The organism is Roseateles sp. GW821-FHT03B02, assembly GCF_059421025.1.
Window position 1 is genome coordinate 245101 of sequence record NZ_JBWKUV010000001.1, and the last position, 12747, is coordinate 257847.

A 12747-nucleotide genomic window follows, 5' to 3' on the forward strand; every position below is an offset into this window, starting at 1 on the left:
TCGGCCATGAACATCGAGCATTTCAACGACCTGCTGGCCATGGCCCGCGCCCAGCCCGAGCCGCAACGGCTGCTGATGGTCTTCACCACGGCCGAATGCGAACCCGATGCCACGCCTGAGCAGCGCGCCGCCCATGCCGCGGGCGAAGGCGGCGTGCTGCGCCCGCTGATGTGCGTGGACAAGGACCCCGCCGAGCTGACCGACTTCGACGCCCTGGCCGCCGAGGCGCGCCAGGCCGGCCCGGCTTGGCAGCTGGTGTTCACCGCCGCGCTGGCCGGTCGCACGACGGCCGCCGAGATCCAGCGCATGCTGGAGTTGCTGATCAAGCGCGTGGAAGCGGGCGAGTTCGGCGGCCTGCTGCCGTTCAACCCCGCGGGCGAGGCGGTGTTCATCGGCTGAGGCACCCGCTCACGCCGCGGGCGCGCTCCACAGCGGCCCGATGGCGTCCAGCGTGTTCTTCAGGATCAGGCCGTACTCGGTGTCGCCCTCCATGACGAGGGCACCATCGAAGAACAGGCGGTCGGCGTCGTCCTGGCCGCGCAGCAGCCGCCACAGCGCATCGGCGCGGGCGCGCAGGCGCAGATGCGGCGCACCGCCCTCGCCCGCGGCGCGGAAACCGCGCGCACCGAGCTGTAGGCGCACGCGGGCGCCCAGCTCCCGAAGCTCGATCTCGACCGTCCGGCCCTGCAGGGCCTGGCGCTGGGATGCGTCCAGGCGCGGCAGCAGCAGGCGGTCCAGCGCGAGGGCCAGCAGGGTGGAGGGCGGCCGGCTGGGCAGGCGGGCGACGCGCTCGCGCCAGGATGGCGGGAGGCTGGGCAGTGCGGTGTTCATGCAGCCTCCGCAAGACCCGGCTGGCGGCGCGCGAAGCCGTCCACGAGGCGGCCGGGCAGCGGCAGCGCGCGCAGCTCGGCCAGCGCCTCGCCGGCATCGGCGCCCCGCGCGAACACGGCGTCGAACAGTTCGACGACGCGGCCGAAATGCGCGCCGCAGGGCGACAGCCGCAGCAGGCTCACGCCGGCCTCGCGCAGCGCCGGGCCGTGGCCGATGAGGCATTGCAGCGCGGCACTCTGCGTCTGGATGCCGTTGAGCGCGAGGAAGTCCTCGCCCTCCCCCGTCTTCAGCAGCAGCCCGTCGGCGTCGTCGCGGCAGCGGAACTGGCAGTCGTCCTTCTGCAGCCGGTGGTGGCGGGCCGTGAAGCAGCGCGCCGAGAAGGCGAGCGGCAGGCGACCGAAGGCCCAGACCTCGGTCTGGATGGACGACGGCTGCGGGTTGATGCGGCCCACCGCGTCCAGCGACAGCTCCACCGGCGCGACCCAGCGGTCGGCGCCCAGGGCCGCGTGCTCGCCCAGCGCCGCGGCGTTGTAGATGTTGAGGTGCGGCCCCAGCGTGAACGGCCGCCGGCGCGCGCGGGACAGCACCTGCAGCGCGGCGGCGTCGCCCGCCTCGACGGGGAACTCCTCCTGCTCGCAGACGCGGCGCAGCGTGCGCAGTTCAGCCTCGCTCATGACCAGGGCCATGGTCGCCAGGCGCACGGCCTTGCCGGCGGCGCGCAGCTCGCGGGCGATGGCCAGCCAGTCGTCGAACCTGATCTCGTTGCGCCGCGAGCAGACGAGCTCGCCCAGCACGATGCTGCGCACCGGCGCGTCGGCCAGGTCGGCGTAGAAGTTCAGCAGCGCTTCGCGCGGCCACCAGTACAGCAGAGGGCCGATGGAAAGCTCCATCATCGTGTTCATCTCCAGGGGCGGTCGTAGGCGCCCAGCGTGTGTTGCTGGCCCTCGGCCCAGCGGGCAAGCTGGCCGTCCCAGGCCGGCTGCACGCTGTAGCGGCCGCGGCCCTCGAAGGCGGCCCAGGCGGTGTCGATGGCAGCGCGCCAGACCTTGGTGACCTCGGCCACGTAGGCGGGGCTGCGCTGGCGGCCCTCGATCTTGATGGCGCTCACGCCCGAGGCGATCAGCTGCGGCAGCAGTGCCAGCGTGTTGAGGCTGGTGGGCTCTTCCAGCGCGTAGTCGCGCGTCAGGCCGCCCACCTCGAAGCGGCCCTTGCACAGCGTCGGGTAGCCGCGCGGCTCGCCGGGGCGGTAGTGGTCGATCAGCACGCCGCCCAGGCGGGCGCGCACGCCGTCGGCCGCCTCGTCCCAGCGCACCGCCGACGGCGGCGAGCAGACGCCGGCCGTGTTGGGCGACTGGCCCGTGGCGTAGCTGGACAGCGCGCAGCGCCCCTCCACCATCACGCACAGGCTGCCGAAGCCGAACACCTCGACCGGCACGGGGCAGTGCTTGATCAGATGCTGCACCTGCTGCAGCGTCAGCACGCGGGGCAGCACGGCACGCTCGATGCCGTAGCGCTGGTGGTAGAAATCGATGGCCTCCCAGTTCGTCGCCGAGGCCTGCACCGACAGGTGTAGCCGCAGCTGCGGGTGGCGGCGGTGGGCGTCGGCCAGCACGGCGCTGTCAGCCACGATGAGGGCATCGGCACCGAGCTCGGCGGCATGGTCCACCGCGCGCTGCCAGGGCGCGGTGTCGCGCGCGTCGGCGAAGGTATTGAGCGCCATCAGCACCTGGCGGCCGCGGCGGTGGGCCAGCGTGACGCCTTCGCGCACCTGGGCGGCATCGAAGTTCAGGCCGGCGAAGTTGCGCGCATTGGTGGCGTCCTTCAGGCCCAGGTAGACGGCGTCGGCGCCGGCATCGATGGCGAGCTGCAGCGCACGCAGCGAGCCGGCCGGGCAGACGAGTTCAGGCTTGCGCGGCGGGCGGGATTCGAGCGACATGCCGGCAGCTCAACCGCCGCTGCAGCCGCCGCTGCCGCCACAGCCGCAACCGCCGCCCTGGGGCACGGGCGCCACGGCCTCGCCGGGCGCGGCGCGGCTGATGCGGATGCGCCAGTAGCCGGGGTCGGCCTGCACCACCTGCCAGCCGAAGGACTGCGGGCGGTAGGCATGGAACTGCATCAGCAGGCCGCGGGGTTCATGGTCATTGACCAGCTCGAAGGCCTCGCCGTCGGCAAGGGCATCGAAGCATTGGAAGGCAAGCTGGTGGCGCTGCGCGGGCGCGAGCGGGCGGAGGTCGTGGAGGGCATTGTTCATGGGCCGTCAGCCTAGGGCTGGCGACTCCGCAGCGCCTTGAACCAGTTCAAGACAGCGGCACGCCGCTGGCGTCCAGGCCGCTGTCGTCGTCGCCGAAGCGGTAGGGGCCGGTGCCGGCGTTGTCCGCTTTCGAAGCGGGCACGAAGGCGCCGACGCCGACGTCGAAGACGTGCACCTCGCCGTCCTCGATGACGTAGTGCCAACCATGCAGCGTCAGCTTGCGGGTCTCGACCTGCTCGCGCACCATGGGGTAGTCCATCAGCCGCTCCAGTTGCAGCACGACGGCGCGCTGCTCGGTGCGGCGCATCACCTCGGGGCCAGGCTCGGCCACCGGCAGCGCGGCCTCGCGGCCCAGGTCCAGCCAGCGCGCGAGGTTCTGCGCGGCCGGCGCCACCTCACCGTACAGCGCGCGGATGGCGCCGCAGTGGCTGTGGCCGCAGACGATGATGCGGCGCACCTGCAGGTTGAGCACGGCGTACTCGATGGCCGCTGCCGTGCCGTGGAAGCCCTGGCTCTGGTCATACGGCGGCACGAAGGCGCCGACGTTGCGGACGAGGAACAGCTCGCCTGGCCCGGCGCCCGTCAGCAGATAGGGGACGAGGCGCGAGTCGGAGCAACCGATGAAGAGCGTCAGCGGGTGCTGGCCGTCGTCGACGAGATGCCGGAACAGCGAGCGCTGCTGCGGGAAGGCATCCGTCTGGAAGCGGCGCAGGCGTTCGAGCAGCTCGTCGGGCATGGACCTACTGTACGAGGGGCGAGCTCGCCTTCTGGAGCTCGACGCCTTCCAGCCGCGCGTCGGCCGCCAGCGTCTGCAGGTACTGGCGCAGCGCGCTGATCTGGTGCAGCTGGCGCATGCGCTGGGCCACGGCCTCGCGCACCTGCTCGAAGGCCGGCAGCTGGCCCGGCTCGCGCGCGTCGATGGCGGCAATGTGCAGGCCGAAGCGGCTGTGCAGCAGGCGCGGCAGCACGCCGATCTCGCTGCGGCCGAACAGCTCCTTGGCGAACTCGGGCGCGCAGTCGTCGGCGGTCAGCCAGCCGAGCTGGCCGCCCTGTGCGCCGCTGGGGCAGTTGGACAGGGTCTTGGCCGCCTCCGTGAAGGCGGCCACGTCGCTGGCGCGCAGCGCGATCAGGTGGCCTTCCGCGCGCTGGCGCAGCAGGCCCACGTCCACGCCGGGCGTGACGGCGAACAGGATGTGGCGCACCTGCACGCGCTCGCCCCGGGCGTACTGGCGGGCGTTGGCGTCGTAGTGGCGGCGGCAGGCCACGTCGTCGGGCTCGGGGCCGGCCAGCTCGCGGGCAAGCAGCTCCTCGATGGCCTGGCTGGCCTCCTCGCTGACCGCGCCCTCGACGGGTGCCGGGTCGTCCGTGGCGAGCAGGCCCAGTTCCATGGCGCGCTGGCGCAGCAGCTCGGTGCAGGCGCGCTGGCGCAGCGCCTCCTCGTCCAGCGCCTCGTCGGCGGCGGCGATCGCGATGTCGTTCACGAAAACCATGTTCACCTCACTTGGGCAGGTTCAGGCGGCGCGAACGCACCACCTGGTAAGGCCTGAAGACGTAGAACACCGAGGCCAGGCCGCTCCACACGTGCACGAGGCGGCTGAAGGGGAAGAGCAGGAAGATCGTCATGCCCAGCACCATGTGGACCTTGTAGGGCCAGGCCAGGTGCACGAGGCCGCTCGCATCGGGGTTGAAGGTGACGATGCGCTGCGCCCAGTCGGACAGCACCAGCATGACCGTGCCGTCGGCGTGCGCCAGCGAGAACGGCAGCGTGATGAGGCCCAGGCTGAGCTGCACCCACAGGATCCACAGGATGGCGAGGTCCGTGCGGTGGCTGGTGAGGCGGATGCGCGGGTCGGTCATGCGGCGCCAGATCAGCATGGACAGGCCGATGAAGCAGAACGTGCCCGCCACGCCGCCGGCCACGATGGCCAGCATCTGCTTGTTGGCCGGGCTGATGAAGTGCTCGTAGACGGCGTGCGGCGTCAGCATGCCCACCGAGTGGCCGACGAAGAGGAACAGGATGCCGGCGTGGAACAGGTTGCTGGCCCAGTTCATGCCACGCTTGCGCAGCATCTGGGAGCTGTCGCTCTTCCAGGTGTACTGGTCGCGGTCGAAGCGGGCCAGGCTGCCCATCAGGAAGACGGCCAGGCAGATGTAGGGGTAGACGACGAACAGGAAGTTGTGGACGGCGTTCATGCCTGGGCTCCCGGTTGATGCGCGGACGGCTTGCGCACGATGTGGATGGGTTGCGGCTGCTCGGGCCGCGACTGGCCGGCCGACGAGCAGCCACCAAAGGCTTCGGGCTCGGCCCAGTCCTCGTCGAGCTCGGGCTCGGGCGGAATCTCGACGGCCTCGGCGCGCTCGCCGGCCAGCTCCAGCACCGCGGCCAGCACGCTGGCGTAGGGGCTGTGGCGGCGCTGCAGCGCGCTGAAGATGGCGCGCACGATGTGGGCGATCTCGGCGAGGAAGTCGCGCGCCTCGCGGGCCGGCTGCGTGCTGGCGAACTCCAGCACGACGGCCAGGTGGTCGGGCAGCTCGCCTGGCGCGAGGAAGAGGCCGGCGCGCTCGTAGGTCTGCTGCAGGTCGATCATGGCCGGGCCGCGCTCGCGCGAGTCGCCGTGGATGTGCTCGAACAGGTGCAGGGCCGTGCCACGGCCGCGGTCGAAGAGGTCGACGAAGTCGGCCTCGACCGCGAAGGGGTCGTCGCGCTGCAGGCGCTGCAGCAGCGCGCACAGCTCTTCCAGGCGGGCCGGCGTCAGCGCGGCCTCGGCGCGCAGGGCCGGCACGAGTTCGGGGATGGCGGCGCGGAACTCCGCGTCGGGGTAGCGCAGCAGCGCGGCGAGCACGCGCAGGCTGTGAGGCGCAGCGGTCAGCTTGTTGAACATGGCGGCCGTCCTCACAGGGTTGCCTTGATGGGAATGGTGCGCTTCTTCTCCGAGCCGAACAGGCTGGTCTCGGTGACACCCTCGGAGCAGCCGTTGCCGAAGCTGAAGCCGCAGCCGCCGCGCACGTTGAAGGCGTTCTCGGCGTACTCGCGGTGCGTCGTCGGGATGACGAAACGGTCTTCGTAGGCGGCCAGCGCCATCACGCGGTACATCTCCTGCACCTGGGCCTCGTCGAGACCTGCCTGCTCCAGCACGGCCAGGTTCTTTACGCCGTCCACATGCACGCCGCGCTGGTAGGCGCGCATGGCCAGCATGCGCTCCAGCGCACCGATGACGGGCACCGTGTCGCCCGCGGTCAGCAGATTGGCGAGGTATTGCACGGGGATGCGCAGCTGCTGCACGTCGGGCAGCTCGCCGACCGCGCCGAGCTGGCCGGCGTTGGCGGCCGAGCTGATCGGCGACAGCGGCGGCACATACCAGACCATGGGAAGCGTGCGGTACTCGGGGTGCAGCGGCAGCGCCACCTTCCAGTCCACGGCCATCTTGTAGACGGGGCTGTTGCGCGCGGCTTCCAGCCAGTTCTCCGGGATGCCGTCCAGCCGCGCCTGCTTGATGACGGCGGGGTCGAAGGGGTCCAGGAAGAGGTCGAGCTGGGCCTGGTAGAGGTCCTTGTCGTTGGGCGTAGCCGCCGCCTCGGCGATGCGGTCGGCGTCATACAGCAGCACGCCGAGGTAGCGAATGCGGCCCACGCAGGTTTCCGAGCAGACGGTGGGCTGGCCCGCTTCGATGCGCGGGTAGCAGAAGATGCACTTCTCGGCCTTGCCGCTCTTCCAGTTGTAGTAGATCTTCTTGTACGGGCAGCCCGACACGCACATGCGCCAGCCGCGGCACTTGTCCTGGTCGATCAGCACGATGCCGTCTTCCTCGCGCTTGTAGATCGAGCCCGAGGGGCAGCTCGCCACGCACGCCGGGTTCAGGCAGTGCTCGCACAGCCGCGGCAGGTACATCATGAAGGTGTTCTCGAACTGGCCGTAGATGTCCTTCTGGACATCATCGAAGTTCTTGTCCTTCGAGCGCTTGCTGAACTCGCCGCCGAGGATTTCCTCCCAGTTCGGGCCCCACTCGATCTTCTCCATGCGCTGGCCGGTGATGAGGCTGCGCGGGCGGGCCGTGGGCGCATGCTTCATCTCGGGGGCCGACTGCAGGTGGTCGTAGTCGAAGGTGAAGGGCTCGTAGTAGTCGTCGATCTCCGGCAGGTTGGGGTTGGCGAAGATCTTCATCAGAAGCTTCCACTTGCCCCCCTGGCGCGGCTCCAGCTTGCCGTCGGGCTTGCGGATCCAGCCGCCGTTCCACTTGTCCTGGTTCTCCCATTCCTTGGGGTAACCGATGCCGGGCTTGGTCTCGACGTTGTTGAACCAGGCGTACTCGACGCCGGGACGGCTGGTCCAGACGTTCTTGCAGGTGACGGAACAGGTGTGGCACCCGATGCACTTGTCCAGGTTCAGCACCATGCCGATCTGTGCGCGAATCTTCATTTGATTGCTCCTCGCGTGTTCAGGGGTTTTCGCCTTGCGACTGGTAGGCCGCGGCGAGGTGGTCGTCACGCGGGGTGTCGAGCCAATCCACCTTGTTCATCTTGCGCACCACGACGAACTCGTCGCGGTTGGTGCCGATGGTTCCGTAGTAGTTAAAGCCGTAGCTGTACTGGGCGTAGCCGCCGATCATGTGCGTGGGCTTGGTGACAATGCGGGTCACCGAGTTGTGGATGCCGCCGCGCACGCCGGTGATCTCGGACCCAGGCGTGTTGATGATCTTTTCCTGCGCGTGGTACATCAGCGTCATGCCGGGGTTCACGCGCTGGCTGACCACCGCACGGGCCGCGATGGCGCCGTTGACGTTGAACAGCTCCACCCAGTCGTTGTCCTGGATGCCGGCCGACTTGGCATCGTCCTCGCTGAGCCAGATGACCGGCCCACCGCGGTTGAGCGTCAGCATCAGCAGGTTGTCGCTGTAGGTGCTGTGGATGCCCCACTTCTGGTGCGGCGTGATGAAGTTCAGCACGATCTCGCGATTGCCATTGGGCTTGATGCTCTGGATCTCGCCCGTGGTCTTCAGGTCCACCGGCGGGCGGTAGCTGCTGAAGCCCTCACCGAAGGCGCGCATCCAGGCGTGGTCCTGGTAGAACTGCTGGCGGCCGGTGAGGGTGCGCCATGGGATCAGTTCATGCACGTTGGTGTAGCCGGCGTTGTAGGAGACCTTCTCGCTCTCCAGGCCGCTCCAGGTCGGCGAGCTGATGATCTTGCGCGGCTGCGCCTGGATGTCGCGGTAGCGGATCTTCTCGTCCTCGCGGTGCAGCGCCAGGTGGGCGTGCTCACGGCCGGTCGCGCGGCCTTGCGCCTCCCAGGCCTTCACGGCGACATGGCCGTTGGTCTCAGGGGCCAGCTGCAGGATGACTTCGCAGGCGTCGATGTCGGTGACGATGCGGGCCCGGCCCTCGCCGTTCACGCCGTTGAGCTCGCCCAGTTGGGCCACCTCGGTCTTGGTGTCCCAGCCGATGCCCTTGCCACCGTTGCCCAGCTTGTCCAGCAGGGGGCCGAGCGACGTGAAGCGCTCGTAGGTGGCCGGGTAGTCGCGCTCGACGACGGCGATGGTGGGTGCCGTCTTGCCGGGGATGAGGTCGCACTCGCCCTTCTTCCAGTCCTTCACGCCGAAGGGCTGGGCGAGCTCGGCCGGCGTGTCGTGCATCAGCGGAGACATGACGACCTCCTTCTCCACGCCCAGGTGGCCGATGCAGACCTTGCTGAAGGCCTTGGCGAAGCCCTTGTAGATCTCCCAGTCGCTCTTGGCCTGCCAGACCGGGTCCACGGCCGCCGACAGCGGGTGGATGAAGGGGTGCATGTCGCTGGTGTTGAGGTCGTTCTTCTCGTACCAGCTGGCGGTGGGCAGCACGATGTCCGAGTAGAGACAGGTCGTGCTCATGCGGAAGTCCAGCGTCACGACCAGGTCCAGCTTGCCCTGCGGCGCCTTGGCGTGCCAACGCACCTCGTTGGGTTTGGCGTCGTCGTCGCCCAGGTCCCTGCCCTGCACGCCGCTCTCGGTGCCCAGCAGGTGCTTGCAGAAATACTCGTGGCCCTTGCCGCTGGAGCCCAGCAGGTTGGAGCGCCAGACGAACATGTTGCGCGGCCAGTTCTGCGGTGCGTCGGGGTCTTCGCAGCTCAGCTGCAGCGAGCCGTCACGCAAGGCCTGCACGACGTAGTCCTTGGGCGCCAGGCCGGCGGCGGCCGCGTCCTTCACCACCTGCAGCGGGTTGGTCTTGAGCTGCGGAGCGCTGGGCAGCCAGCCCATGCGCTCGGCGCGCACATTGCAGTCGATCAGGCTGCCGTTGAACTCGGCGCGCTCGGCCTCCGTGGCCAGCGGCGACAGCACTTCATCGACGTTGAGCTTCTCGTAGCGCCACTGGTCGGTGTGGGCGTAGAAGAAACTGGTGCTGTTCATCTGGCGCGGCGGGCGCACCCAGTCGGTGGCGAAGGCCAGCGGCACCCAGCCGGTCTGCGGGCGCAGCTTTTCCTGGCCCACGTAATGCGCCCAGCCGCCGCCGCTCTGGCCGATGCAACCGCACATCATCAGCAGGTTGATGACACCGCGGTAGTTCATGTCGCAGTGGTACCAGTGGTTCATCGCGGCGCCGATGATGATCATCGACTTGCCGTTGGTCTTGTGCGCGTTCTCGGCGAACTCGCGGCCCACGCGGATGACCTGGGCACGCGGCACGCCGGTGATGGCCTCCTGCCAGGCCGGCGTGTAGGGCGCGTTGTCGTCGTAGCTGGCGGCACCCGAGCCGAAGCCGCGGTTGATGCCGTACTGCGCAGCCTGCAGGTCGAAGACGGTGGCGACCAGCACCTCGCCGTCCGGCGTCTTCAGCGTCGTGGCCGGCACGCGGGCGCAGTGGCTGACGCCGTCCTGCTGCGGGTTGGGCGTGAAGTGCTCGCTGGCGCTGCCGGCGAAATAGGGGAAGGCCACATCGACGATCTCGTGCGCCTGCGCGCCGTCCTCGACCAGGGAGAGCTTGAGCTTGACGTCGGCGCCGCTGCCGGCCTCCTTGGCTTCCAGGTTCCACTTGCCGGTGTCATCGCGGCCTTCCGAGCCCCAGCGGAAGCCGATGGAGCCGTTGGGCAGCACGAGGCGGCCGCTGTCGTCATAGGCCAGCGTCTTCCACTCGGGGTTGTTGCTCTGGCCCATCTGGCCTGCCAGGTCGCTGGCGCGCAGGTAGCGGCCGGGCACGCGGGTCTTGCGGCCGTCGGGCAGGGTCTGTTCTTCCAGAAGAACCAGCAGCGGCAGGTCGGTGTAGCGGCGCGCGTAGTCGTCGAAGTAGGGGCTGCGTTCCTTGAAATAGAACTCGTTGAGCGCGACGTGGCCCATGGCCATGGCGAGCGCCGCGTCGGTGCCCTGCTTGGGGTGCAGCCACAAGTCGGCCAGCTTGGCGACCTCGGAGTAGTCGGGCGTCACGGCCACCGTCTTCGCACCCTTGTAGCGCACCTCGGTGAAGAAGTGCGCATCCGGCGTGCGCGTCTGCGGCACGTTGCTGCCCCAGGCGATGATGTAGTTGCTGTTGTACCAGTCGGCCGACTCGGGCACGTCGGTCTGCTCGCCCCAGACCTGCGGGCTGCTGGGCGGCAGGTCGCAGTACCAGTCGTAGAAGCTCATGCAGACGCCGCCGATCAGGCTGAGATACCGGCTGCCGGCGGCATAGCTGACCATGGACATCGCCGGGATGGGCGAGAAGCCGATGACGCGGTCCGGGCCGTGCTGCTTGATGGTGTAGACGTTGGCCGCGGCGATCAGCTCGTTGACCTCGTCCCAGGTGGAGCGCACGAAGCCGCCCATGCCGCGCACCTGCTGATAGTCGCGGCGGGCCGATTCATCGCCCTGGATCAGCGCCCAGGCGTCGACGGGGCTCTTGGACACGGCCAGCGCCTCGCGCCAGCGCTTGAGCAGCCGGCCGCGCACCATCGGGTACTTCACGCGGTTGGCGCTGTAGAGATACCAGCTGTAGCTCGCGCCCCGTGCGCAGCCGCGCGGCTCGTGGTTGGGCAGGTCGGCGCGGGTGCGCGGGTAGTCGGTCTGCTGGGTTTCCCAGGTGACGATGCCGCCCTTGACGTAGATCTTCCACGAGCAGGAGCCGGTGCAATTCACGCCGTGGGTGCTGCGCACGATCTTGTCGTGTGCCCAGCGGTTGCGATAGGCGTCCTCCCAGGTGCGGTCCTCGCCGGTGCTCACGCCGTGGCCGCCGGCAAAGACCTCCTTGGGCAGCTGGAAGGCGGTCAGTCGATCCAGAAAGTGGGACATCGATTTCTCCGTTAACAGGACAGGGGGGCGTTCCGTCGGCCGTAGAACCACCAGCAGATGGCCATGCAGCTCAGATAGAACGCTAGGAAGCAATACAAGGCAGCCGCGGGACCGCCGCTGAGCGTGATCGCGCTGCCGAAACTCTTGGGAATGAAGAAGCCGCCGTAGGCACCGACGGCCGAGCACAGCCCCAGCGCCGCGGCGCCATGGGCCTGGGCCTCGGGCACCGAGCCCTGGCTGTGCTGGGCCTCGCGCAGAAAGCCCAGCGGCACCATGCGGAAGGTGCTGCCGTTGGCGACGCCAGCGGCCAGGAACAGCAGCGCGAAGCTGCCGACGAACAGCGGCGCACCACGCTCGGCCCCCAGGCTGGCGAGCACGCCGATGACGCCCAGGGCCATCACGCTGAAGCAGACGAGGCTGATGCGCGCGCCGCCGAGGTCGTCGGCCAGCCAGCCGCCCAACGGCCGCGCCAGCGCGCCCAGCAGCGGCCCGATCCAGACCAGCTGCAGCGCGCCGCCCAGGTCGGGGAACTGGCTGCGCAGCAGCAGCGGATAGGCCGCCGCAAAGCCGATGAAGCTGCCGAAGCTGCCCAGGTAGAGCCAGCTCATCAGCCAGCTGTGGCGGTGCGTGAAGAGCTGGGCCTGCTCGGCGATGCTGACGCCGTCGGACGGCAGATCGTCCATGCCGAACCAGGCCGCCGCGCTGGCCAGCACGATGAGGGGCAGCCACACCAGGCCGGCGTTGGCCAGCCAGACGCCGCCCGACTGAGCCGGCAGGCCGAAGAGATCCACGCCGATGACCACCGGCACCGCCCACTGCACCAGCCCCACGCCCAGGTGGGCGAAACCGGCCCCCAGGCCCAGCGCCGTACCCTGCTCGCGTGCCGGGAAGCAGGCGCTGATGTGGGCCATGCCGCTGGAGAAGTTGGCGCCGCCCAGACCGCACAGCAGCGCCAGCGCCACCATCCATTCGTAGGGCGTGGCGGGGTCCTGCACGGCCAGCGCGATGCCACCGGCCGGCAGCAGCAGGCTGGCCGTGGAGAGCGCCGTCCAGCGCCGCCCGCCCACCCAGGGCACGGCGAAGCCGTAGAAGATGCGCAGCGTGGCGCCGCACAGGGCCGGCAATGCGCTCAGCCAGAACAGCTGGTTGGTGGTGTAGCGAAAGCCCGCCGCCGGCAGGTGCACGACGAGTACCGACCACAGCATCCACACTGCAAAGGACAGCGCCAGCGCGGGGATGGCGATGCAGAGGTTGCGCAGCGCCACCGCCCGGCCATGGCCGGTCCAGAAATCCGGGTCTTCCGGATTCCAGGGCAGCGGGAGGGAGAGGGTCTTGTGCACGATCGTCATGCTCCGCGCTGGGGGCCTGGCTGCCCATCCACCGCCGGTCGGGTGTGGGTGGCGCGGAAGGAGGAGGCCCGCGAGCATGGGCATCGTT

The 12747-nt window shown here is 69.5% G+C and carries 12 protein-coding genes; 1 reads left to right on the forward strand and 11 read right to left on the reverse strand.

What is annotated here, in order from left to right:
• Window positions 1–6 precede the first annotated feature (6 nt).
• Window positions 7–399 (forward strand): ribonucleotide reductase subunit alpha, encoded by a 393-nt coding sequence (locus tag AC07VX_RS01110; RefSeq protein ID WP_493163577.1) that lies wholly within the window; start codon window positions 7–9, stop codon window positions 397–399.
• Between the two features lie 9 nt (window positions 400–408).
• Here the strand turns inward: AC07VX_RS01110 and ubiT are convergent, their stop codons facing one another.
• From ubiT to AC07VX_RS01165, 11 genes are read right to left on the reverse strand one after another with little or no spacing between them, the layout of a single operon-like run.
• On the reverse strand, window positions 409–831 hold the full coding sequence (ubiT, locus tag AC07VX_RS01115) for a ubiquinone anaerobic biosynthesis accessory factor UbiT (RefSeq protein WP_493163576.1): 423 nt from the start codon (window positions 829–831) through the stop codon (window positions 409–411).
• A complete protein-coding gene (locus tag AC07VX_RS01120; protein ID WP_493163575.1) occupies window positions 828–1724 on the reverse strand; it encodes a U32 family peptidase in 897 nt (298 codons plus the stop codon). The genes ubiT and AC07VX_RS01120 overlap by 4 nt, the downstream gene beginning before the upstream one ends.
• Before the next feature lie 5 nt (window positions 1725–1729).
• A complete protein-coding gene (ubiU, locus tag AC07VX_RS01125) occupies window positions 1730–2767 on the reverse strand; it encodes a ubiquinone anaerobic biosynthesis protein UbiU (protein ID WP_493163574.1) in 1038 nt (345 codons plus the stop codon).
• A gap of 9 nt (window positions 2768–2776) precedes the next feature.
• The gene (locus tag AC07VX_RS01130; RefSeq protein ID WP_493163573.1) at window positions 2777–3082 is read right to left on the reverse strand and encodes a DUF2249 domain-containing protein; all 306 of its coding nucleotides are present in this window, start codon (window positions 3080–3082) and stop codon (window positions 2777–2779) included.
• A gap of 46 nt (window positions 3083–3128) precedes the next feature.
• Window positions 3129–3818 (reverse strand): carbonic anhydrase, encoded by a 690-nt coding sequence (locus AC07VX_RS01135; protein WP_493163572.1) that lies wholly within the window; start codon window positions 3816–3818, stop codon window positions 3129–3131.
• 4 nt (window positions 3819–3822) lie between these two features.
• The gene (locus tag AC07VX_RS01140; RefSeq protein ID WP_493163571.1) at window positions 3823–4572 is read right to left on the reverse strand and encodes a peptidylprolyl isomerase; all 750 of its coding nucleotides are present in this window, start codon (window positions 4570–4572) and stop codon (window positions 3823–3825) included.
• Window positions 4573–4579: 7 nt separating this feature from the next.
• Entirely contained in the window at window positions 4580–5275 is a 696-nt protein-coding gene (narI, locus tag AC07VX_RS01145) for a respiratory nitrate reductase subunit gamma (protein WP_493163570.1), read from the reverse strand.
• Complete coding sequence (gene narJ, locus AC07VX_RS01150) at window positions 5272–5964, reverse strand: nitrate reductase molybdenum cofactor assembly chaperone (RefSeq protein ID WP_493163569.1); 693 nt, start codon at window positions 5962–5964, stop codon at window positions 5272–5274. The genes narI and narJ overlap by 4 nt, the downstream gene beginning before the upstream one ends.
• 11 nt (window positions 5965–5975) lie before the next feature.
• Window positions 5976–7499 carry a nitrate reductase subunit beta gene (gene narH / locus AC07VX_RS01155; RefSeq protein ID WP_493163568.1) on the reverse strand — a complete coding sequence of 508 codons (1524 nt, stop codon included), beginning with the start codon at window positions 7497–7499 and terminating at the stop codon, window positions 5976–5978.
• 19 nt (window positions 7500–7518) lie between these two features.
• On the reverse strand, window positions 7519–11310 hold the full coding sequence (locus tag AC07VX_RS01160; protein WP_493163567.1) for a nitrate reductase subunit alpha: 3792 nt from the start codon (window positions 11308–11310) through the stop codon (window positions 7519–7521).
• An 11-nt stretch (window positions 11311–11321) separates the two neighbouring features.
• A complete protein-coding gene (locus tag AC07VX_RS01165; RefSeq protein WP_493163566.1) occupies window positions 11322–12659 on the reverse strand; it encodes an MFS transporter in 1338 nt (445 codons plus the stop codon).
• Window positions 12660–12747: the final 88 nt, after the last annotated feature.